Here is a 22754-nt window from a genome sequence, read left to right on the forward strand (position 1 = left end):
GAACCGGCTATACCGAAGGTCGCGCGCTATCGCGAGACGATGACGGGCCGATTGTCCCCACGCGATTGCGAAGAAATGAGAAAACTTGCGGGATTCAGGCGGCCCGGCGCGGCGTGCGGCCGCGACGGGCCCGCCGCTGCGCTTCCGCGCGGGTGAGCAGCCAGTCGAGGATGCCGGTCTCGATCCGCGTGCCGGAGGACGGCTCGGTCAGCCGCCGGATGCGGTCGGCCCGCAGGCCGCGATAGAGGCCATGCGCCCGGTCCGTGCCGCCGAGCAGCGTGCGGCCGGGGCCGAGCTTCAGCTCGCGGGCATCGAGAATGCGGGTCGTCCACGCTCCGCGGGCATCCTCGTAGACGACCTCGAACGTTCCTTCGAGGGGCAGGATCCGCCACGCGCCGCGCGCCGCCTCGACGAGCTCCCCGCCGGACCGACGGCGCGGGTGGGGCGAGCGCTCTTCGATAGGGTAAAAGTCTCGAAAATCCATGGACTTGATATGGGGTTTGCCCCGGTTTTCCACAAGCGGCCGCGATCTCTGCCAGTGCGGTCGTGACGCGTTGGAGAAACGAACTTTGCGTTCGAAATCGCATTGTATCCGCACTAAGGTCACGCTTGACGCGGACGGGCGGCAAGCGGAAACCCGGAGAGGCGACGATGCGTGGGCGACGGTTTCGAGCGGCCTTTCTGGCCGTTCCGGCAATGCTGGCCGTGCTGTTCGGCCTTGTTCTCCGGCCAAGCGAGGCGCGGGCCCAGATCTTTCAGACGGCGGCCGTGCACGCGATCCTGATCGATGCCGAATCCGGCTCGGTTCTGTTCGAGAAGGCGGCCGACGAACCGTTCTCGCCCGCCAGCATGGCCAAGCTGATGACGGCGGAGATCGTGTTTCGCGCGATCAAGGAAGGACGCCTCTCCCTCGATTCCGAATTCACGGTGACCGAGGATGCGTGGCGCCGCGGCGGCGCCGGGGGCGGCGGTTCCTCGATGTTCGCGCAGGTCAACAGCCGCATCAAGCTCTCGGATCTTCTGCGCGGCCTGATCGTCCAATCGGGCAACGACGCGGCGATCACCATCGCCGAGAACATGGCCGGCACCGAGGAAGCCTTTGCCGGCATGATGAACCAGCGGGCCAAGGAAATCGGGCTGACCCGTTCCACCTTCCGCAACGCCACCGGCTACTCGGCGCCCGACCAGAAGGTGACTGCCCGCGACATGGCGCGGATCGCTCAGTACCTGATCGACACTTACCCCGAATTCTACAAGATCTATTCCGAGCGCGAGTTCACTTGGAACAAGATCAAGCAGCAGAACCGCAATCCGCTCCTCACCCTCGATATCGGCGCCGATGGCCTCAAGACCGGCTACCTTGAGGAATCGGGCTACGCCCTGACCGGCTCTGCGGTGCAGAACGGCCAGCGGCTGATCATGGTCGTCTCCGGCCTGAAAACCGCCCGTGACCGCGCGGCGGAGGCCCGCAAGCTGATGGAATGGGGGTTCCGCGCCTTCGAGCCGCGCCAAGTCTTCACCGCCAACGAGACGGTGGCGGAGGTCTCTGTCTTCGGCGGCGAGAAGGGGTCGGTGCCGGTGGTGGCCAACAAGCCGGTGCGCCTGCTCCTGCCGCGCGGCGCCTCGGACCGGATCAGCGCCAAGGTCGTCTATCAGGGCCCGGTCGTCGCCCCCGTCGAGCAGGGGCGCGAAGTGGCGCGCCTGCGCGTCACACGCGGCGACAATATCGCTCTGGAGCAGCCGCTCTATGCCGGGGAGACCGTTGCCGCGGGCACCCTCTCGCAGCGGGCGATGGACGCGGCCCTGGAAGTCGGCACCGATCTGATCCGCCGCGCCTTCGAGAAGGCCAAGGGCGGGACCGGATCCGGTAATGCCGGCTCCAACGGAACTTCCACCGCCGGCGCTGCGAGCGGCAATTCCTGACGCCGGCTCGGCCTTAAGGGGCCGGGGCCGGGACGTAGGCGCGGATGCCGAGGGGCAGGTCGGCCCCCTGGCGCCGGAACGGTCCGGCGGCTTGCGGCGCGTCGTTGGCCTCCGCCTGCGTCTGGGTGCCGGTGCGGACGCTGACCGCGTCCCACGGGCCGCCGATCTCGAACAGGGTGGCGGAGGGCGCTGCGCCGTCCGCCGATGCGGTGGCGCGCGAGAGCAGCTCCGCCCGGGCCTGGAAGCGGCGATCGGCCAAGTTGATGCGCCCGTGCAGCGAGGCGCTGAGGCTGCGGGAGGCGAGCGAGCCCTCGACGATTTCTCCGACGCCGTCGGCGAAGAGCAGGGATATCTTCGCCCGCTCGAACGGCGTGCGGCCGTTGCGCCGCGCCAGCGCCCCCGGCGCCATGCTCCCGCCGCGATGGATCACGTCGGCGAGGTCGAGCCCGGCGATGGCGCCGTCCTCGCTCGCAAGCGCGACCCGGCCGGCCACCGAGCGGGTCAGGGATTCGACGTCCCGACCGGCACCCTCCAGGGCGAAGCTGCCGCGGGTGGCGCCGAGCATCCAGCGATATTGTCCGAGCTCGATCAGCAGGGCGCCGAGATCGAGCCCGTCGAAGCTGCCCTGGGCTTTGACGCGGGTCAGCACCGCCTCGTCCTCGTCGGCCGACAGAGTCACACGTCCCTTGACCACGCCGCCCTGAACGGCGGCACGGCCGAGGGAGGCCTCGATGCCGCCTTCCCGCACCAGGATGCTGGAGGCGAGGTCGGCCAGCTGGACAGGGCCGATCCGGGCGCTGCCGGCGGAGATGCGCAGATCGAGATCCCCGCCGGTGAGCGAGCGCAGGTCCAGGGAGCGCGTTGTCCGGTCTGCCTCGTCGGACGGTCCGCCGAGGTCCGCCAAGCGCAGCAGGTCGCCAAGGAGCGGCGAGAGGTTCAGGCTCTCGGCGGCGAGCGTCGCCTGGACCGTGTTGCGCCCAGGCCCGAAGGCGGCGGATCCCGCCCCCTCCAGCAAGTTGCCGCCGGTGCGTACGGTAACGTTCGGGAACAGGATCTGGTCGGAGGCAGCCTCGAAATTGCCTTCCACCGAAAGATCCTCGACGAAGGGCGAGAAGGCGAGATCGCCGCCGGTCAACGCCAGGGTCTTGGGCAGGGAGCGGATCTGCAGATTGCCGGTGCCCCAGGCCTTGAAGCCCTCGCGCAGGCTGCCGCTGCCCTCCGCGACGAGCGATCCCGAGGGCCAGGACAGGGCGGCGGTGAACGGGCTCACGCTGCCGGACAGGAGCGCGTGCGGGTGCAGGCCTGCGACAGTGAGCCGGGTGCTCATGCCGTTCCAGGTCGCGCCTCCGGTGACGGCCAAGCTCTCGCTCCAGATCGGCCAGGAGATCGTCAGATCGACATTGCGCACGCTCTGGATCGTGCCGTCGCGCGGGTCGCGGCCCGTCACCGCGCAATGGGTCAGGATGATCCGCCGGAACCGGTCACCGCCCTCCCCGGCGATACGCTGCGTCAGATGCTCGGTCGCGCCGGTCCAGCGGCTGTCCCCCGCCGCGTGCGGCAGCATCACCTCGGCCCCGTCGAGGGTAAGGGAATCGACCTCGACACGGCCGGTCAGGAAGGCGGCAAGGTCGAGCTGCAACGACAGGCTGCCGCCCGAGGCGAGGACCGGCCCGTCGGCCTCACCCTCGGTCAGGCGGATATCGTTGAACACGATCCGAGGCAGGGGCAACAGCACGATTTCGGTGCGCCCCCCGGCGGCCAGCGCCACGCCCCAGCTCTGCTGCAGGCCTCGGCTGACGAAGCGGGCCGCTCCGGGTGCCTCGATCGACCAAGGCAGGCAGGCGGCAACCAGCCCGGTCGCCAGCAGCCCGAGTCCGAGGGCGGGAAGGAAGCGGCGCAGCGACATTGTTCTCCGTAGGCGGGGCGCTCGGGCAGGGCCGGATCGCGTCGCCGTGGCGAACCGCATTTCCGTCCTTAGCCGGTTCCGCTTCCCCTGTCTTGCGACCGGGCCTCTCTCGGCCCGCAACGCGGTGGATCGCGCGAAGCCTCCGGCCCGGCACGGGGAAGATCGGCCCGGTTCCAGCGGGCCCCGAACGAGTGACGACGCACGCGTTTTGCATCGCGCGCAAATGCGTCACCGGTTTGACGAAGGCCGCGCTCGCGTTGCACATCCGGTCCCCGTCGACCGGTGCGCGACCAGACGCCGAATCGTGGCCGCGCTGTCATGGCGGAAGACGACGAGGGAGGAACGGTTTCGATGAAGAAGGTCTATCCGGATCCGCAGGCGGCGCTGGCCGGCCTCCTCCGCGACGGCATGACGATCATGGCCGGCGGCTTCGGCCTGTGCGGCATCCCGGACGAGTTGATCGGCGCCATCCAGGCCTCGGGGGTGAAGGACCTGACCGTCATCTCCAACAATGCGGGCATCGACGGCGTCGGCCTCGGCAAGCTGCTGGAGACCCGGCAGATCCGGAAGATGATCTCGTCCTATGTCGGCGAGAACAAGGAATTCGCCCGCCAGTATCTCGGCGGCGAGCTGGAAATCGAGTTCAACCCGCAGGGCACCCTGGCCGAGCGCATCCGTGCCGGCGGGGCGGGCATCCCGGCCTTCTTCACCAAGACCGGCGTCGGCACCCTGGTGGCCGAGGGCAAGGAGGTGCGCGAGTTCGACGGCGAGAGCTACGTGATGGAGCGCGGGCTGGTCGCCGACCTCGCCATCGTCCACGCCTGGAAGGGCGATACCGAAGGCAACCTCGTCTACCGGAAGACGGCGCGCAACTTCAATCCGATGATGGCCACCGCCGCCGAGGTCACGGTCGCGCAGGTCGAGCATCTGGTTCAGCCGGGCGAGATCGACCCCGACCACATCCACACGCCGGGCATCTTCATCGGCCGCATCATCCATGTTCCGAACCGCGAGAAGCGGATCGAGCAGCGCACCGTGCGCACGCGCAAGGCTCCGGACGCGGCGACCGCCGGCGGCCAGATCTGATCAGGCGAGGGAGAGCGAACAATGGCCTGGACCCGCGAGCAGATGGCGGAGCGCGCTGCCAAGGAACTGCAGGACGGATTCTACGTGAATCTCGGCATCGGCATCCCGACGCTGGTGTCGAACTACATTCCCGAGGGGATGTCGGTGCAGCTGCAATCCGAGAACGGCATGCTCGGCATGGGCCCCTTCCCCTATGAGGGCGAGGAGGATCCCGATCTCATCAATGCCGGCAAGCAGACCATCACGGCCTTGCCGACCACGAGCTATTTCACCTCGGCGGATTCCTTCGGAATGATCCGCGGCGGGCATATCGACCTGTCGATCCTCGGTGCGATGCAGGTGGCGCAGAACGGCGACCTCGCCAACTGGATGATCCCCGGCAAGATGGTCAAGGGGATGGGCGGGGCGATGGACCTCGTGGCCGGCGTGAAGAAGGTCGTGGTGGTGATGGAGCACGTCGCCAAGGGCAAAGACGGCTCCGAGAGCCCGAAGCTGCTGAAGGCCTGTGACCTGCCGCTCACCGGGACGCAGGTGGTGGACATGGTCATCACCGATCTCGGCGTCTTCACCATCGACAAGAAGGGCGATGGCGGCATGACGCTGATCGAACTCGCCGACGGCGTCACCGAGGACGAGATCCGCCGCAAGACCGAGGGCGAGTTCACCGTCGCGCTGACCTGAGGTGCCCGCGGGCGAGGCGGAAAACGTCTCGCCCGGGTCGCCGCACCCGCCGAAGAGTTTTCGGGCGGGGCCTCGAGGCCCCGCCCGAACCGCCCTCCCCTCAGGTCACGACGCTCGGCTCCGCGCGGCCGGTCAGCGCCTCGATATCCGCCAGTTCCCGCGCCACCGCGACGACCGGGCCGAGCACCTCGGCCACCGGCAGCTCCAGCCGGTCGGGCGCGGATTCGTAGCGCTCGATGTAGACGCGCAGGGTCGCACCGGCGGTGCCGGTGCCGGAGAGGCGGTAGACGATCCGCGCATCCTCCTCGAAGGTGACGCGCACGCCCTGGGCTTCCGTGACCGAACCGTCGACGGGATCGACGTAGCGGAAATCGTCCGCCGCCTTGACGGTGAGGCCGCCGATGGTGGTGCCCGGCAACGCGCCGATCTTCTCCCGCAGGCGATCCATCAGCCGCTTGGCGGCGCCGGCATCGATCTCCTCGTAGTCGTGGCGGGTGTAGTAGTCGCGCCCGTAGGTCGACCAATGCTCGCGCACCAGATCCTGCGCCGGCTTGCCCGTCGCCGCCAGGATGTTGAGCCAGAGCAGCACCGCCCAGAGCCCGTCCTTCTCCCGAACGTGGTTCGAGCCGGTGCCGGCGCTCTCTTCGCCGCACAGGGTGATGCGGCCGGCATCCAGCAGGTTGCCGAAGAACTTCCAGCCGGTCGGCGTCTCGAACGCTTCGATGCCGAGGGCGGCGGCGACGCGGTCGACCGCCCGGCTCGTCGGCATCGAGCGGGCGACGCCCGCAAGCCCGCCGGCATAGCCCGGCGCCCGGTGGGCGTGGGCGGCGAGAAGCGCGAGGCTGTCGCTCGGGGTGACGAACAGGCCCGGTGCCACGATCATGTTGCGGTCGCCGTCACCGTCGGAGGCGGCGCCGAAATCCGGCGCGTCGGGCCCGAGCATCAGATCGTACAGCGCGTGGGCATGGACCGGGTTCGGATCGGGGTGGTGGCCGCCGAAATCGGGCTGGGGCTCGCCGTTGACGACCGTGCCTTCGGCGGCGCCCAGCGCGCCCTCCAGGATCGCCTTGGCATAGGGACCGGTCACCGCCGAGAGCGCATCGAAGCGCATGCGGAAGCCGGAGGCGAACAGTTTGGAGAGGGCGTCGAAATCGAACAGCTCGCGCATCAGCGCGGCGTAATCGGCCACCGGGTCGATCACCTCGACCGTCATCCCGTCGATGACGGTGGTGCCGATCTGGCCGAGATCGAGATCGGGTGCGTCCGAGATCCGGTACTCGCCGATCGCCTTGGTGCGCTCGTAGATCGCCGTGGTGACGCTCTCCGGCGCCGGCCCGCCGTTGCTGCCGTTGAACTTGATGCCGAAATCGCCCTGCGGCCCACCGGGATTGTGGCTCGCCGAGAGCACGATGCCGCCGACCGCCTTGTGCTTGCGGATCACGCAGGAGGCGGCGGGCGTCGAGAGCAGCCCGTCGCGGCCGACCAGCACCCGGCCGAAGCCGTTGGCGGCGGCGATCTTCAGGGCGATCTGCGCCACCTCCTTGTTGAAGAAGCGCCCGTCCCCGCCGATCACCAGGGTCGCGCCCCGGTGATCCGGGATGCAGTCGATGATCGCCTGCACGAAGTTCTGGACGTAGTGGGGTTGCCGGAACACCGGCACCTTCTTGCGCAGGCCGGAGGTGCCGGGCTTCTGGTCCGGGTAAGGGCTGGTGGGAACCCGCTTCGAGGCCATGGTCCGCTCGTTCTCGTGGAAGATGGTGGTGGGCACGTCGTAGCGCGGTTTCCCGGATCGGATAGGGCGGCCGCGCGAATTTCCGCCCAGGCCGGCGCCGCCGTCACATCTCGGAGCCGGTGCGGACCTTGATCACCGCCGGATTGCCCTTGAGGCGTTCGGCGACGGCGTCGATGCTGGCCTGCGGCAGGCGAACGAAGGCGATGGTGACTTCCTCCAGGCCCTCGTTATCGCCCGGGCGCACCACGAACTGGCGTACCCGCGAGGCCCGCTCGCCGGTGACCTCCTGCAGGGTGTCGATGGAGAGGCTGCCCGCCTTGACCGTGAGGTGGAGCGCGCGGCTCTGCATCCGGTCGCGCCAGCTTTCCTCGATCGGCTTCACGCCCGCCAGGATGGCGACGACGATGACGGTGGCGGCGATGGCTGCCACATAGAGGCCGCCTCCGATGGCGAGGCCGATCGCCGCCACGGCCCAGAGGCTCGCCGCGGTGGTGAGCCCCTTCACCACCTCGCCCCGCAGGAGGATCGTGCCGGCGCCGAGGAAACCGATGCCCGAGACGACCTGCGCCGCGACTCGGGAGGGATCGAGCACCACATCCTTGTGCCCGAGCATGTCGGAAAAGCCGAAGGCCGAGACCAGCATGGCGAGGCAGGCGCCGACGCAGACCAGCATGTGCGTGCGCAGGCCCGCCGCCCATTGCAAGCGCTCCCGCTCGAAGCCGATCACGCTGCCCATCAGGCCCGCCAGCACCAGCCGCGCGACCATCTCCCCGTTGCCGAGCATCGCTCCTCCCGCCGATCTGCGCCGCCGAGACTGCGCCTGTCCGAGGGGCCTGCGCAACGGGCAGCCGCCTTCTTGACCTCCGGGGCCGTGCGGGTCCAATGCGGCGCGAATTTCGAACACGCCGCCATGGGCCGTCGATGCCGCCGCTTCTCGCCCTGCCCTTCCCGGCCATCGATCCGGTCGCGGTTTCCCTCGGCCCGGTCGAGATCAAGTGGTACGCCCTATCCTACATCGCGGGGCTGATCGGCGGCTGGTTCTATGCCCGCCTTCTGGTCGCGGCGGATTCGCTGTGGGGGGTGGTTAAGCGCCCGACCCTGACCGACATCGACGACCTGATCGTCTGGGTGGCCCTCGGCGTCGTGCTCGGCGGGCGGATCGGCTACGTGCTGTTCTACAACCTGCCGCTCTATCTCGATCATCCCCTGGAGATCCTGGCGATCCGCAACGGCGGCATGTCGTTCCATGGCGGCTTCCTCGGTGCGGTCCTGGCGATGCTGCTGTTCGCCCGGTCGCGGCGCCTCAACGGCTACACCCTGCTCGACCTCGCGGCGGTGGTGGTGCCGATCGGCCTGTTCTTCGGGCGCATCGCCAATTTCGTGAACGGCGAATTGTGGGGCCGGGCGGCTCCGGACTTCCCCTACGCCATCGTCTTTCCCACCGGGGGCGACGTGCCGCGCTATCCGAGCCAGCTGTTCGAGGCCGCCACCGAGGGGGCACTGCTGTTCGTCGTCATGGCGTTGGCCGTGCGCCGCTTCGGCTTCCGCAAGCCGGGCCTGCTCGGCGGCATCTTCGTGCTCGGCTATGCGCTCGCGCGGACCTTCTGCGAGTTCTTCCGCGAGCCCGACCGGCAACTCGGCTTCCTGTTCGGCCAGAATGTCGATGCCTTGGGGGGCGGGATCACCATGGGCATGCTGCTCTGCGTGCCGATGGCGCTGGTGGGGATCGTCTACATCGTCCTCGCTGCCCGCGGCGTGACGCGGCCCCGCCCGACAGGACCGGAGATCCAGGCGGAAGCCGGGCAGATCTGACGGTGGCCTCCGACGCGACGCCGCTCTTCGCGATCCTCGCGCGGGAGATCCGCGAGACAGGCCCCATCGGCCTCGACCGTTACATGGCGCTTTGCCTCGGCCACCCTCGGCACGGCTACTACGCCACGCGGGATCCCTTCGGTGCGGCGGGCGATTTCGTGACCGCGCCGGAGATCAGCCAGATGTTCGGCGAGCTGATCGGCGCCTGGGCCGCCGCGATCCTCCCTACCCTGCCGGGGGAGCGCCCCTGTCTCGTCGAACTCGGGCCCGGCCGCGGCACCCTGATGGCCGACGCCCTGCGGGCCTTGAACGCGGCGGGCGCCGCCTTCGACCTCCACCTCGTCGAGACGAGTCCGGTGCTGCGCCGGCTTCAGGCGCAGCGGCTGGCCGAGGCCGCGCCGCGCTTCCACGATTCGGTGGCGAGCCTGCCCGACGCGCCGCTTCTCGTCATCGCCAACGAATTCTTCGACGCCCTGCCCGCCCGCCAATTCGTGCGGACCGGGCGCGGCTGGTGCGAGCGCCGGGTCGGCCTCACGCCGGACGGCGACGCCCTCGCTTTCGGCCTCGATCCCGAGCCCGATCCCCGCCTCGCGGCGGAGGCGCCGGCAGGAGCGGTGCTCACCCTGCCGAGCCAAGCTCTGGCGGTGATGCGGGACCTGAGCCGGCATCTTGTCGCTCGGGGCGGCGCCCTGCTCGCCATCGATTACGGCTTTGACAGCAGCGCCGACCGGCCCGGCCTGGGCGATACGCTTCAGGCCGTGGCGGACCATCGCTTCGTCGATCCGCTGCTCCGTCCCGGCGAGGCCGACCTAACCCTGCATGTCGATTTCGGCGCCCTCGCCCGCGCGGCCATGGCGGAGGGGGCGAGCATTCAGGGGCCCGTGACCCAGCGCGACTTCCTGTTCTCCCTCGGCCTCGACCTGCGTGCCGAGCGGTTGAAGGTCCGTGCCACGCCGGCCCAGGCGGAGACGATCGACGCCGCCGTCGCCCGGCTGACCGATCCCGATCCGCGCGGCATGGGTGCCTTGTTCAAGGTGCTCTGCGCCCGCCATCCCTGTCTGGGGGCCTTGCCCGGGCTTCCCGCTCCCATCGCGCCTCCCACCTGAGAGACCCCGCCCGATGTTCATCGAAGCGCCCGAGCTCAGTTCTCATTCCTATATCCGGCACGCCTTCTTCACCCGGCAGGGCGGCGTCTCGGAGGGGCTCTACGCTTCCCTCAACGGCGGGATCGGCTCGCAGGACGATCCGGCGCGCGTGGCCGAGAACCGGGCGCGGATGTGTGCCCAGCTCGGGCTGCCGGCCGCGAATCTGGTCAGCCTCTATCAGGTGCACTCGGCCGAGGTCGTCACCGTGGAGGCGCCCTTCCCTCTCGCGGAGCGGCCGAAGGCCGACGCCATGGTGACCCGCGTGCCCGGTCTCGCCCTCGGCATCGCCACGGCGGATTGCGGCCCGATCCTGTTCGCCGATCCTGAGAACCACGTCGTCGGCGCGGCCCATGCCGGGTGGAAGGGCGCTCTCGGCGGCGTCGTCGACGCCACCGTGGCGGCGATGGAAGCGCTCGGTGCGGTGCGGAAAAAGATCGTCGCCGTCCTCGGCCCGACGATCTCCCAAGCCTCCTACGAAGTCGGCGCGGATTTCGAAGCCCGCTTTCGAGCGGAGGTGCCGGATTCGGCGCAATTCTTCCGTGAGGGCCGGCCGGGCCATGCGCAATTCGACTTGCCGGCCTTCATTCTGGCGCGCTTGGCGCAGGCCGAAGTCGGCGAAGCGGTTTCCCTTGGCCTGTGCACTTATGAAGATCCCGAGCGATTCTTCAGCTTTCGTCGGACAACCCATCGAAACGAAGCCGATTACGGACGTCTCATCTCGGCAATTGCTCTGACACCCTGATCATCTGCTCAGGCTTCTCACAAAAATTGTTGCATCGGTGCAACGGAGCGGAAGGAGGAGGCTAAAGCCAGGCTTTTGTGCGCTGTGGCACTCGCATCGGCCGCCAGCTTCAGCGTATCCCTGGGTCGTCGCGGAACGCCGTGGTTGCACCCTGCGACAATCTGTCCGAAACGATCACCAAAAAAAGCTCGGCCGTATTTGAACCTTGGCCGTTCGGTGGCGTTTCTCGGTTGGAACGACGGCAGACCAAGACCACTGCCACAAAGGGGCCGCCTTCTGGACGGTCGGCGTGGTCGAGCCGCAACAGCATCTTCCGGGATGCTGAACTAGATACGGGGCACCGTGCCGCCGCGCTTCCACGGAGGCGCCGGCACAGTCAAAGAGGACCAGAGTGATGAAATCCTTCCTTCGCGCCGGTACGGCCATTGCCGGTATCGCCTTCGCCGGTTCGGCCCTCGCCGCCGACCTTCCGCGTCGCGCCGCTCCGCCGCCGGTGTTCCAGCCGGTGCCGGTCTTCACCTGGACGGGCTTCTACGCCGGTTTCAACGCCGGTTACGGCTTCGGCACGGGTGACAACAACAACAACCCGACCGTCATCGGCGTGAACGGCGCCAGCGGCCTCGTCGCCCCGGGCGGCACCGCGGTCGTCGCCTTCAACAACCGTCGCAGCGATGAAGGCTTCGTCGGCGGTGGTCAGATCGGCTACAACTATCAGTTCACCCCGGGCTCCGGTGTCGTGATCGGTGTCGAGGCCGACGCCCAGTACGTCGATTTCGGTCGTGACCGGAACCGCTTCGCCGTTGCCCCGGGCTCCTCGGCCTTCCTCGCCGGCACCCAGATCTTCAACCCGAACGGTCTGTCGGGCCTCGACTTCTTCGGCACCGTCCGCGGTCGCCTCGGCTACGCCTTCGACCGCACCCTCGTGTACGGCACCGGCGGCTTCGCCTACGGCTCCGGTGGCGGCTCCGACTTCGGCCTGCCGAACGGCTCCTCCGACGACTTCCGCACCGGCTGGGCCGCTGGCGGTGGTATCGAGTACGCTCTCCCGACCGACTCGTTCCTGAACTTCTTCAAGTCCTCGGCCGTCACGCTGAAGGTCGAAGGTCTGTACGTGAACCTCGACCGCGGCAACCGCCTGAACGGCGCCTTCGGTGCCACCCCGGCCGGCAACCTCGTCTACACGACCAGCCCGGGCGTCATCCTGGCCAGCGGCAACCTCGCTCGTCAGCGCGAGACCGAGTTCGCCGTCGTCCGCGCCGGCCTGAACTACAAGTTCGGCTCGTACTAAGATCCGAAACATACGGCGGCCCCTCACGGGACCGCCGGTTTTGGAGAAAGCCCGGCCACGTGCCGGGCTTTTTTATTGCCGGTTTCCCGGCCGGATCGCCCCCTGCGGACCTTGGCCGAGACGGACAATCGACGCCCGCCCCCCTGACAAAAGCTCGACCGGCCCCCATCTCGTAGCCGCCGTGCGGTGACGACGCCGTCGGCGCCTCAGGAGGACGGCTCCATGAACAGCGAAGAACGCGACATCATCAACGGCATCTTCCAGCGCCTCGAACAGGCGTCCGGCCAGCCCCGGGACGCCGATGCCGAGCGCTTCATCGCCGAGAAGCTGCGCAGCCAGCCCTACGCGCCCTACGCGATGGCCCAGCTGATCTACGTGCAGGAAGAGGCGATCAAGAGCCTCAACCAGCAGCTCGAGCAGGCCCGCCAGCAAGCGCAGTCCCAACCCTCCGGCGGCGGCGGCTTCCTGTCGAGCATCTTCGGCGGTGGCCAGCGCTCCGAGCCGCAGCGTCCGGCCGGTCAACCCTGGGGTCAACAGGGCGGTCAGGGCGGCTATGGCGGCCCGCAACAGGGCTATGGCGGTCCGCAGCAGGGCTACGGCCAGCCCGGCGGCTACGCGCCTCCGCAGCAGGGCGGCCCCTGGGGCGGCCAGCCGCAACAGCCCGCGCGGGGCGGCGGTTTCCTCGCCACCGCTCTGCCGATGGCGGCGGGTGCGGCCGGCGGCATGCTGCTCGGCAGCGCCCTCTCCAACGCCTTCGCCGGTGGTCACTCTCATCTCGGCAACGCGGCGGCGGCGGGCCTCGGCGGTGGTGGCGAGTCGATCGTCGAGAACAACTATTTCGGCGGCGGCGAGCAGGATCTCGGTGCCGCGCTCGGCGGCGGTGACGGCGGCTTCCAGGATGCCTCGTTCGGTGGCGATCCCGGCGGTGACTTCGGCGGCGATCTCGGCGACGGCGGCGACGACGATTGGGCCTGAGCCGCGACGCTGCCAGGCCCGTGCGATTCGGACCGGCATGGCGGTGATGGGGCCAGTGACTGGAAGAGAGCCCGGTGCCGGATCGCGGCACCGGGCTCTTTCTTTTGAAGCGCACCGTCCTCCGGTTCGTCAGGCGGTGCCGACGCGGTATTCCCTCGGTGGGCGTGTGCCGTTGACCGCGAAGGCGCCGACGCTGCGCTCGCGATAGATGCGCGGATTGTGCGAGGCGATGGTGCGCGCGTTGCGCCAGTAGCGGTCGAGGCCGTGCTCCGCCTTCACCGCCGATGCGCCGAGGGCATCGAACAGCACCGTGGTCGCTTCCAGCACGAGGTTCGTCACCACGGTGACGGCTTGATTGACCTCGACATCGGCCAGCGCCAATGCCGGTTCCGCCGCCTCGCGTCCCACGCTCAGCGCCGCGTCGGCGGCCCGCTGCACCGCCTCGGCGGCTTTCAGCACGATGGCGCCCGCCGTGTAGGCATGGCCGCGCACGCGTCCGACCACGGCCAGGATCTGCGGGTCGTCGGCGGTGCGGCCGGCATTGCCGTGGCTGTAGATGCGAGTGCGCGCCGCCACCAGCCGCGCCGCATCCTCGGCGGCGGCCCGTGCGATGCCGGCAAGCGTGGCCAGATGCACGAGCTGGAAGAACGCCATGGCGTAGGGGAAGCGCTGGGTTTCCGGCTTGATCGACTCAGGCGGCAGCACGACTCCGGAGAAAAGTGCGGTGCCGCTCGCGGTCAGCGCCTGCCCGAAACCGTCCCAATCATCGACGATCTCGACACCCGGCGCCCCGGTCGGCACGGCGGCGACCACGGGCGCGCCGGCCTCGTCCTGGGCCGAGAGGTGGATCCAGTCCGCGAACAGCGAGCCGGTGGTGTAGAACTTCTTCCCGTCGAGCAGCCATTCCCCGCCGCGTCGCCGCAGGATTGTATCGAACTGGCCGACCTTGGCCTCTCCGGTTTCCGAGACGCCGCTCCCCACCGTCTCGCCCGCGCCGAGCCGGGCGACCCAGCGGTCGCGCCATTCCGGCGAGGGGGAGGCGAGCACGTCTTCGGTGAAGCCGAAATGGGCGCGCAGGGCGTTGGTGACATTCGAATCGGCCTGGGACAGCTCGATCAGCAGATTGAAGAGTTCGGGGAGGCTGGCCCCATGTCCGCCCGAGGCCGGGTCGAGCCGCAGGGTGGTGAAGCCGGCTTTCTTGAGCCAGCCGAGTTCGGCCCGGGGCAGCCGGCGCTCGCGATCCCGGGCCGCAGCACCGGCGCGGATCTCCGCGAAGACCGGCCGGAACCGGTCAGCGAGCGAGTCGTAGCGGGCGCTCGGGCCGGCTCCCCAGCCCGCATCGATCTGAGACATGCTGTCCCTCTCCATCCTGCCGGCCGGCGGATCGATCGCGCGGCTTTCAGCTTTATCAGGTGGAGGGAATCGGCAATTCCCGGCACAAGCTCAAGCCAAGGAACGAGACTTTCGAAGGACGATTTCGATTTTGGAAGTTGAGTTCGAAGAAGGGGCTTCTGCGTGGATCGACATGCTGAATGTAGACATGCAGAAAAAAGAAACTTCCCCTGATCCGGGCGCGTCGACTCGAAGCAGCGTTTCAAGGTGGATTCTGCGCAATCGGATGACGAACGCCGGCGTTCCAACCCGATCTCTCTAATGCTTCGCTAGCTGATCGGCGAGCCTCGCACGTCATGCCGGGGCATTCACGCAAGATCATCATGTTTTTGGTCGCATCCAGCGCATAATATCCTGAAGATTGCAGCAAATACGGAAATTCGTTTCGAGACGAAGCGAATATACAGCCTCCGCGCGATGCCGGTCGCGAACGTTCACAGGATCGGACCGGCCGCATGGAGCCTCGATGACCCTGACCCGACGCACCGTCGCCGGCGCGCTCGCCGGCTCGCTCTTGGGGACGCTCGCCGCCGGCCCGGCCCGCGCCGGCCGGACGGTGAAGCTGAGCTATCAGCGTTCCTCGACCCTGCTCACGATCCTCAAGGCCAGGGGCACCCTGGAGGAGCGGCTCGGGGCGCAGGGGTTCGGGGTGAGCTGGCATCTCTTCACCAAGGTGATCGAGCCGATGAATACCGGCGCGGTCGATCTGCACGCGGATGTCGCCGACGCGGTGCCGATCTTCACCCAATCGGCCGGGGCTCCGCTGACTTTTTACGCGATGGAGGCGGCCTCGCCGCGGGCCGAGGCGATCATCGTGCCGGAGGAATCCTCGATCCGGACTATCGCCGACCTGAAGGGGTGCCGTGTCGGAGTCTCGAAGGGGTCCGGCTGTCACTTCATCCTGGCGGGTGCGCTGCAGAGGGCGGGCCTTCCCTTCTCCGAGATCCGGCCGGCCTATCTCGAAGCGGCGGACGGCCTCGCGGCGTTCGAGCGCGGCGACATCGAGGCATGGTCGATCTGGGATCCGTTCCTGGCCATCGTCCAGGCCAAGCGGCCGGTGCGCGTCCTCGCCGACGCGACCGGCCTGTCGAGCTATAACCGGTACTACACGGTCAATACCGCCTTCGCCGCCGAGCATCCCGGCATCGTCGCGACCGTTTTCTCTGCGCTGGTCGAGGCCGGCCTATGGGTGAAGGGCAATCCGAAGGAGGCCGTGGCCCTGCTCGCGCCGATCTGGGGCGACCTGCCGCCGGAGGTCGTCGCCACGGTCAATGCGCGGCGCTCCTACGCGGTCAGACCGGTCGACCGGGCGGCCCTGTCGGAGCAGCAGGCCATTGCCGACACCTTCTTCGAGGCCGGGCTGATCCCGCGGCGCCTCGACGCCACCGACGTGCCTCTCTGGCAGCCGCCGGCGGGACGGGGGTGAGGATCATGACCGCGCATCCGCTCCGCTTCGGCGTCTGGGCCCCGGTCCACGGTTCCCGCGCCGCCCGCCACGACCCGGACGAGCCGCACGACGCTTCCTGGGCCCGCAACCGCGCCCTGGTGCTGGAGGCGGAAGCCCTCGGCTACGATTCCGTGCTGGTCGCACAACACACGGTGAACCCCTATGACGAGAGCCGCGATCAGCTCGAAGCCTGGACGGCCTCCGCCGCCCTCGCCGCTGTGACCCGGCGGATCGAAATCATCGCCGCGATCAAGCCGGGTCTCATCCATCCGGTGGTGCTCGCCAAGATGGCGCTGCAGATCGAACATGTCAGCGAGGGCCGTTTCGGCCTCAACCTCGTCAATGCCTGGAACCGGGCCGAATTCGAGCAAGCCGGCCTGCCCTTTCCGGCCCATGACGAGCGCTACGCCTATGGCCGCGAATGGATCGCGCTCGTCGAGCGGCTGTTGCGGGGCGAGCGGGTCAGCTTCGAGGGCCGACACTTCCGCGTCGAGGATTATCAGTTGAGGCCCGCCGGCACCTACCGGGCGCGGCCCTCGATCTATGTCGGCGGCGAATCCGAGCCGGCCCGCGCGCTCGTCGCCGATCACGGCGATGTCTGGTTCATCAACGGGCAACCCCTCGATGCCGTGACCGGGCTCATCGCCGATCTCGAAAGCCGTCCCGCCGCGCGGGGGCGGCTGCGCTACGGCCTCTCCGCCTTCGTCATCGCCCGCGAGACGGATGCCGAGGCCGAGGACGAATTCGCCCGCCTGCTGGAACTGAGCCGCCGGGACGAGAAGCTACGAGCGGAGACCCGGGCTCGGACCGATGCCGCGAGCGTCATGTTCGCCAAGACCGACGCGGCGGCGGCCTATCATGTCGGCACCAATGGCGGCACGGCCGCCGGATTGGTCGGAAGTTACGGCCGGGTCGCGGACGGCATCCGAGCCTTCCATGCCGTCGGCATCGCCCTGTTCATGCTGCAATTCCAGCCCTTCGAGGCCGAGATGCGCCGCTTCGCCGAGCGGGTCTTTCCGAGGGTGCGGGCCTGATCCTGTCCCCGGTTGATCAGACCGGGGGCAGGATCAGGGAGCCCGCGCGGCGTCTGAGCGGAGCCCGAATCCGCCATCCCGAAGGGAGCAACCGGATTGGGTCTGACATGAAAACGGGCGGCGCCGAGGCCTCGGCGCCGCCCGTTTCTTGCTGCCTCAGCCGTCGTCAGGGCCGCGGCAGGGTATGCAGGGCTCGCAGGAAGACATCGACGTCCTCCCGCGTGTTGTAGAAGGCGAGCGAGGCGCGCACCGACTGATCGACGCCGAACCGGCGCAGGGCCGGGAGGGCGCAGTGATGGCCCGAGCGCACGGCGATGCCGTGAGCGTCGAGATGGTGGGCCACCGCCTCGTTGCTGACGCCGTTGACCGTGAAGGACATCACGCTCGCCTTGTTGAGCGCGGTGCCGATCAGGCGCAGGCCCTTCACTTCGGCGAGGCCTTCCTGCGCGTATTCCAGCAGGTCGTGCTCGTAAGCCGCGATGGCGGGCAGTCCGATGCTCTCCAGGTAATCGAGCGCCGCGCCGAGACCGACCGCGCCCGCGATATCGGGCGTGCCGGCCTCGAACTTCTCCGGCGCGCCCTTGTAGACGGTCTTGGAGAAGGTGACGTCCTCGATCATGTGGCTGCCGCCCTGCCACGGCGGCATCGCCTCGAGCAGATGCTTCTTGCCGTAGAGCGCGCCGATGCCGGTGGGCCCGAACACCTTGTGCCCGGAGAAGACCAGGAAGTCGGCATCGAGCGACTGCACATCGATCGGGATATGCGGCGTCGATTGCGCGGCATCGACCAGAACCGGAACGCCGTAGGCGTGGGCCAGGGCGATGATTTCCCGGATCGGGTTCACCGTGCCGAGCGCGTTGGCGACATGGGTCACCGAGACGATCTTCGTGCGACCCGACAGCAGAGCGGCGTATTGCTCGAAGATGATCTCGCCGCGATCGTTGACCGGAATCACCCGGATCGTCGCCCCGGTCGACTGCGCGAGCAGCTGCCAGGGCACGATGTTGGCGTGGTGCTCGATGGTCGAGACGATGATCTCGTCGCCTGGGCCGATATGGGCACGGCCATAGGAATTGGCGACGAGGTTGATCGCTTCCGTGGTGCCGCGCAGGAAGACGATGTCGTCCTTCGACGGGGCATTGAGGAAGCGGCGGGTCTTCTCGCGTCCGCCCTCGAACAGGTCCGTGGAACGCGCGGCCAGGGTATGCGCGGCCCGGTGGATGTTCGAGTTGTGGCGGCCGTAGAACTCGCTCGTCGCGTCGATCACGCTCTGCGGCTTGTGGGTGGTGGCCGCGTTGTCGAGCCAGACCAGGGGATGCCCGTTCACGCTCTGGTGGAGCGCCGGGAAGTCCTTGCGGACATGCTCGACATCGAAGGGCGCACCGGCCGGCACCGAGCCGTGCGAGGTCACGCGGGGAGCGGGACCGGCATGGCGCGAGGGCTCGACCCGCGGCTGGGCCGCCGACTTCTTCCGGGCCGAAGGGGCCGGGTTGAGGAAATAGTAGTCGCTTGCACCATCCGGCTGGGACGGATGCGGGAGATGGCCGAATCGGGCGAAATGCTCCTGCGACACATCTCCGCCCGGCTTGCCGGGAGCGGCCGGAACCAGGCTCGGCGCCACCGCGTGCGCGAAGGCATTGGCCCGGGGATGATCCGCCGCGATCTGCCGATGCAGGTCCGTCCCGCCGGGAAGGTGGGCGGCGACCTCGGGCAGGCTCGGCACGAAATATTCGGGCAGCTTGGCCTGCGCCGGATACGGATGCACCGAGGGGATCGCCGAGAGGTCGAGCAGGTTCGCGCTGGCCGGAGCCGGCGTCGCCCCGACCGGATTGGCCTGGGACGGGCCGGTCAGGCCCGGCAGGCCGACCGGCGGCGCCCCGAAGGAGCGCGCGCCGAGCGACGCCGCGTCCGGCTGGAGGCCGGAGGGCAGCCCCCCGGCCGGGGCCGAGGGGAGCCCGAGATCGGCCGCCGGCAGGCTCGCGCCGCCGGGACCCTGGGGCAGGGACTCGAGTCCCTGCGGAAGCTGCGGCGAGGCCGGCAGCGATGGGGCGAAGGGCTGGCTCGCCGCCTGCCCCTGCCCGTAGATCTCGCGGGCGAGACGCCCGACCAGATCCGCATGGGCGAGCTCACCCGGCGTGCCGGGGAGCGAGCCTGTCGGAATGCCGAGTGCCGGCCCCTCAAGCGTAGTCATGATAATTGCCGAGCAGCACGTTATCGAGACGGGCAATCGCGTCCTCGACCAGCACGGCGGCCGAGAAGTAGCGGGTCACGAGGTGCGAGGCGATGGAATGGTCGTTGGTGCCCATGTAGCGCACCGACAGGCCGGGCTCGATCTCGCCGGTCACGCCCGACTTCTGCAGGCCGACCACGCCCTGCTCACCCTCGCCGACGCGGAGCAGCAGGATCGAGGTGGTCTGCGCACCCGTCACCGGATCGGTCTCGATCGGCAGCTTGTCGCTCGGGACCAGCGGCACGCCGCGCCAGGTGATGAACGGGGCGCCGAACAGGTGGACGACCACCGGCGGCACGCCGCGCCGGGTCGCCTCACGGCCGAAGGCGGCGATGGCCCGGGGATGGGCGACGAAGAAGGCCGGCTTCTTCCACACCAGGGTCAGCAGCTCGTCGAGGTCGTCCGGGGTCGGCGGGCCGGAGCGGGTCGGGATGCGCTGGCGGCCGGAGACCTCGTGCAGCAGGCCGAACTGCGAGTTGTTGAGCAGCTCCCACTCCTCGCGCTCCTTCACGGCATCGACCGTGAGGCGGATCTGCTCGCGCAGCTGGTCGATCTCGTTGGAATAGAGATCGGTGACGCGGGTATGGGTGTTGAGGATCGTCTGGATCGTCGAGAGGTGATACTCGCGCGGATCGATCTCGTAATCGACGAAGGTGGTCGGCAGGCGCGGCTCACCGGTATGGACGGCCAGAAGCTCGATGCCCTGCTCGCCATAGGAATTGGTGTGGCCCTTCAGCCGGTCACGCTCTTCCTGGTACTGGCTGATGCGCGAGCGGATCCCCTCCTCGCCGATCGCGGCCGGGTCGAGCGTCAGCAGCGTCACCGCCGAGAGCGCCTTCACCGCCGGGGCCGGACCGGCCTCGCCGACGAGGGCGCCGTCACCGAAATAATCGCCGCGGGTCGCGAGGCCCTGGCGCAGGCGGCCCTTGTAGGGACCGGACAGGCTCAGCTCGACGGTGCCGTCGGCGACGATCACGAGGCTGCGGCCCGACGAGCCTTCCTCGGCGATCACGTCACCGGCCTTGTGGTGGCTCTCGGTGAACTTGCCGGCCAGGGTGGCGAGTTCCGCGTCACCGAGGCGGCTGAACAGCGGCACCGCGCGCAGCGAACCCGGACGGATCGTGCGGCCCTTGTCCTCGTGGGCGAGATCGACGCGGCCGGGCTTGGCCAGCACGACGGCGCGGCGGTTCACCCGGTAGACGCCGCCGGCGACATCGACGAACGGCAACAGCCGCAGCAAGAAGCGCGGGGTGTTGGCGACGTTCTGGACCGAAGTGACGGTCGCAGTGGCTAGATTGCGCGCAGCGGAGGCGCTCACGCTCAGGCCCGGTCCACTCATCTCTCGTAGTCTCCCGTTGAGGACATTCAGTGAAAGGCGCACGCCCATGGGAGGGCTGCGACGCGGCCAAAGGCGCGCATCGAAATCGCATTCTATTGAGAATGCGTTCGGCCTGGAGTAGGCGAATACTTGTCCGTCGCCGCGGATGCTTGGCTCAGCGGTGAAGGTGGGATGAAACTAGGCCTGTGCCGGCGCGTGGGTCAATAGAAGGCTTTTCTCATTTTTCCGCTACATAGACGATAAGTTTCCAATTTTTGCCGGCAGAAAAATAAATTATTCTAAATTGCAGTACTATAGGGGAATTTTGTTCTACATAATGCGATATCCAACTTCATCTTGAAAAGGATTTCCATTTCAGGCCCCGCCATAGGCGGCTGAAATCCCTTCTCAAATCCCGTCGCCGAAGCCGAACGACTGATCCATGGTCTGGGCCGGCTCTTCGTCGGACCGCAGGCGCGAGACCACCCGGGCCGGCACACCGGCGACGGTGGTGTGGGCGGGTACCTCGTGCAGGACGACCGCAGCCGCCGCGACCTTGGCCCCCTCGCCGACCTTGATGTTGCCGAGCACCTTGGCCCCGACGCTGAGCAGGACGCCGCGGGCGATCTTCGGATGCCGGTCGCCGCTCTCCTTGCCGTTCCCGCCGAGGGTAACCGACTGGAGGATCGAGACATCGTCGGCGACCACCGTGGTCTCGCCGATCACGACTCCGGTGGCATGGTCGATGAACACGCCCGAGCCGATCCGCGCCGCCGGGTGGATGTCGCAGCCGAACACTTCCGAGATCCGGCTCTGCATGTGCAGGGCGAGGGTCGCACGGCCCTGGTGCCACAGCCAATGGGCGACCCGGTAACCTTCGAGGGCGGCGAATCCCTTGTAGAACAGGAAGGGGTCGAGATAGCGCCGGCAGGTCGGGTCACGCTCGCGGATGGCGATGAGGTCGCGCACCGCGTTCGCGCCGGTCTGCGGATCGGCCTCGAAGGCCGACAGGCACAGGTCGCGCACCGTCAGTCGCGACAGGTCGCCGTCGCCGAGCCGGTGAGCGAGCCGGTAGGCCAGCGCCTCGATGAGTTTGCGCTGGTCCAGCACCGTCGCCTGGATCAGGCCCGCGTAGAGCGGCTCTTCGATGAGCGCGGCTTCCGCCTCCGCCCGCATCGCCGACCAGACATCGGCCTCCGCCGTGCTGCGGCTCAGCATCCGCAAGGGCGGAGCGAAGGCAATGGCCGGGGTCATGCTCGAACATCCCTCATGGTCTGGAAGAGGCCCCGCCCGGGAGGTGCCCCATCGAGGCGCTCATCGGCCCCCTGTCTCGTCCTGGCCGGCGAACGGGTCATTGGATCCGCCGGAACAGGTCCGGCAGGTAGCTTTCCAGGGTGTCATGACCGTCGAACTTGACGTCGATGGTCGGGACACGATTGCCCTGCCGATGAATGCCGACCACGCGTCCCCTGGCATTGCGCCAGATCCCGAGGGCCTCGGCGAGGTCCAGCCGGTCGAACACGACCTGATCGCCGGGCAGCATCGTCACTGAAACCATGGTGGCGTCCTTTGGCGGGCTTTTTCGAAAGATGTCGCGAATCGCAGGCTCAGGCTCGCTCGAACCGAGCAGCCCCGTGGCCGGGTGTCGGAAAAGCGTTCTGGCCGTGCCGGGAATGAGAGAAGATTTGCTGCGCGAAGCGGTCGGGCGAGAGCATTATTTTTGCTAAGTCGTTGTTATAACTGCATTTTTGACGATAAAACGAATGTTGGCAAGTCTGGTTCCTCCGGTTCGGCGGAAGGAATCGACACGGCTCCGAACGGCCGGACGACCGTCATGCCGTGGTTCGGTCCGCCGGCCATCCCGCGGCGCATTCCGTTTCGAGGGGACGGGCCTGGTCTTGAGCGGGGTCGCTCGAAATGCGCATCCAGCGTGCGGCACCGGCCCGAGGGTCAGCCTTCCGTCGAGCGGGGCGACACGGGCGTGCGCGTCCGGTCATCGCAGCGACGGCAGCGGGGGGCGGCGGCGAGGGGGATGTCGTTGGG

The 22754-nt window shown here is 68.5% G+C and carries 20 protein-coding genes; 11 read left to right on the top strand and 9 right to left on the bottom strand.

The window, feature by feature from the left end:
- Window positions 1-94: 94 nt before the first annotated feature.
- Window positions 95-484 carry a hypothetical protein gene (locus MZTS_RS11860; protein WP_246482090.1) on the bottom strand — a complete coding sequence of 130 codons (390 nt, stop codon included), beginning with the start codon at window positions 482-484 and terminating at the stop codon, window positions 95-97.
- A 167-nt stretch (window positions 485-651) separates the two neighbouring features.
- Between MZTS_RS11860 and MZTS_RS11865 the strand changes: the two genes are divergently transcribed.
- Window positions 652-1923, top strand: coding sequence for a D-alanyl-D-alanine carboxypeptidase family protein (locus tag MZTS_RS11865; protein WP_192283989.1), 1272 nt, complete (start codon window positions 652-654; stop codon window positions 1921-1923).
- A gap of 13 nt (window positions 1924-1936) precedes the next feature.
- Here the strand turns inward: MZTS_RS11865 and MZTS_RS11870 are convergent, their stop codons facing one another.
- Window positions 1937-3829 carry an AsmA family protein gene (locus tag MZTS_RS11870; RefSeq protein WP_192283990.1) on the bottom strand — a complete coding sequence of 631 codons (1893 nt, stop codon included), beginning with the start codon at window positions 3827-3829 and terminating at the stop codon, window positions 1937-1939.
- 351 nt (window positions 3830-4180) lie between these two features.
- On the opposite strand from MZTS_RS11870, the gene MZTS_RS11875 reads away from it, so the two are divergent.
- Both MZTS_RS11875 and MZTS_RS11880 read left to right on the top strand, forming a co-directional pair.
- Complete coding sequence (locus tag MZTS_RS11875) at window positions 4181-4915, top strand: CoA transferase subunit A (protein WP_192283991.1); 735 nt, start codon at window positions 4181-4183, stop codon at window positions 4913-4915.
- A gap of 21 nt (window positions 4916-4936) precedes the next feature.
- Window positions 4937-5596 carry a 3-oxoacid CoA-transferase subunit B gene (locus tag MZTS_RS11880; protein ID WP_192283992.1) on the top strand — a complete coding sequence of 220 codons (660 nt, stop codon included), beginning with the start codon at window positions 4937-4939 and terminating at the stop codon, window positions 5594-5596.
- Window positions 5597-5696: 100 nt separating this feature from the next.
- Here the strand turns inward: MZTS_RS11880 and MZTS_RS11885 are convergent, their stop codons facing one another.
- A complete protein-coding gene (locus tag MZTS_RS11885) occupies window positions 5697-7328 on the bottom strand; it encodes an alpha-D-glucose phosphate-specific phosphoglucomutase (RefSeq protein WP_192284009.1) in 1632 nt (543 codons plus the stop codon).
- A gap of 103 nt (window positions 7329-7431) precedes the next feature.
- Entirely contained in the window at window positions 7432-8112 is a 681-nt protein-coding gene (locus MZTS_RS11890; protein ID WP_192283993.1) for an MgtC/SapB family protein, read from the bottom strand.
- Window positions 8113-8249: 137 nt separating this feature from the next.
- On the opposite strand from MZTS_RS11890, the gene lgt reads away from it, so the two are divergent.
- The 5 genes from lgt (at window position 8250) to MZTS_RS11915 (ending at window position 13290) form a co-directional block, all read left to right on the top strand.
- The gene (gene lgt / locus MZTS_RS11895) at window positions 8250-9140 is read left to right on the top strand and encodes a prolipoprotein diacylglyceryl transferase (protein ID WP_192283994.1); all 891 of its coding nucleotides are present in this window, start codon (window positions 8250-8252) and stop codon (window positions 9138-9140) included.
- Between the two features lie 2 nt (window positions 9141-9142).
- Window positions 9143-10246, top strand: coding sequence for an SAM-dependent methyltransferase (locus MZTS_RS11900; protein WP_192283995.1), 1104 nt, complete (start codon window positions 9143-9145; stop codon window positions 10244-10246).
- Window positions 10247-10259: 13 nt separating this feature from the next.
- Complete coding sequence (gene pgeF / locus MZTS_RS11905; RefSeq protein ID WP_192283996.1) at window positions 10260-11027, top strand: peptidoglycan editing factor PgeF; 768 nt, start codon at window positions 10260-10262, stop codon at window positions 11025-11027.
- 394 nt (window positions 11028-11421) lie between these two features.
- A complete protein-coding gene (locus MZTS_RS11910) occupies window positions 11422-12315 on the top strand; it encodes an outer membrane protein (protein WP_192283997.1) in 894 nt (297 codons plus the stop codon).
- A gap of 222 nt (window positions 12316-12537) precedes the next feature.
- Entirely contained in the window at window positions 12538-13290 is a 753-nt protein-coding gene (locus MZTS_RS11915) for a DUF2076 domain-containing protein (protein WP_192283998.1), read from the top strand.
- Window positions 13291-13419: 129 nt separating this feature from the next.
- Here MZTS_RS11915 and MZTS_RS11920 read toward each other — a convergent pair whose 3' ends face one another.
- Window positions 13420-14643, bottom strand: a complete 1224-nt coding sequence (locus MZTS_RS11920) for an acyl-CoA dehydrogenase family protein (RefSeq protein ID WP_192283999.1) — start codon at window positions 14641-14643, stop codon at window positions 13420-13422.
- On the opposite strand from MZTS_RS11920, the gene MZTS_RS11925 reads away from it, so the two are divergent.
- The 3 genes from MZTS_RS11925 (at window position 14642) to MZTS_RS11935 (ending at window position 17163) form a co-directional block, all read left to right on the top strand.
- A complete protein-coding gene (locus MZTS_RS11925) occupies window positions 14642-14944 on the top strand; it encodes a hypothetical protein (protein WP_192284000.1) in 303 nt (100 codons plus the stop codon). The two genes, MZTS_RS11920 and MZTS_RS11925, sit on opposite strands and share 2 nt — an antisense overlap.
- Window positions 14945-15148: 204 nt before the next feature.
- Window positions 15149-16108 carry an aliphatic sulfonate ABC transporter substrate-binding protein gene (locus MZTS_RS11930; RefSeq protein ID WP_192284001.1) on the top strand — a complete coding sequence of 320 codons (960 nt, stop codon included), beginning with the start codon at window positions 15149-15151 and terminating at the stop codon, window positions 16106-16108.
- Window positions 16109-16113: 5 nt separating this feature from the next.
- Window positions 16114-17163, top strand: coding sequence for an LLM class flavin-dependent oxidoreductase (locus MZTS_RS11935; RefSeq protein ID WP_192284002.1), 1050 nt, complete (start codon window positions 16114-16116; stop codon window positions 17161-17163).
- Window positions 17164-17329: 166 nt separating this feature from the next.
- Here MZTS_RS11935 and MZTS_RS11940 read toward each other — a convergent pair whose 3' ends face one another.
- The 4 genes from MZTS_RS11940 to MZTS_RS11955 form a co-directional block, all read right to left on the bottom strand.
- Complete coding sequence (locus MZTS_RS11940) at window positions 17330-19354, bottom strand: family 2A encapsulin nanocompartment cargo protein cysteine desulfurase (protein WP_192284003.1); 2025 nt, start codon at window positions 19352-19354, stop codon at window positions 17330-17332.
- Window positions 19341-20732 (bottom strand): family 2B encapsulin nanocompartment shell protein, encoded by a 1392-nt coding sequence (locus tag MZTS_RS25475; RefSeq protein WP_192284004.1) that lies wholly within the window; start codon window positions 20730-20732, stop codon window positions 19341-19343. The genes MZTS_RS11940 and MZTS_RS25475 overlap by 14 nt, the downstream gene beginning before the upstream one ends.
- Before the next feature lie 387 nt (window positions 20733-21119).
- Window positions 21120-21965, bottom strand: a complete 846-nt coding sequence (cysE, locus tag MZTS_RS11950; protein WP_192284005.1) for a serine O-acetyltransferase — start codon at window positions 21963-21965, stop codon at window positions 21120-21122.
- A gap of 97 nt (window positions 21966-22062) precedes the next feature.
- Complete coding sequence (locus MZTS_RS11955; RefSeq protein WP_192284006.1) at window positions 22063-22269, bottom strand: hypothetical protein; 207 nt, start codon at window positions 22267-22269, stop codon at window positions 22063-22065.
- Window positions 22270-22754 lie beyond the last annotated feature (485 nt).

The sequence above is a fragment of the Methylorubrum zatmanii genome (assembly GCF_014845115.1).
GTDB lineage: Bacteria > Pseudomonadota > Alphaproteobacteria > Rhizobiales > Beijerinckiaceae > Methylobacterium > Methylobacterium zatmanii.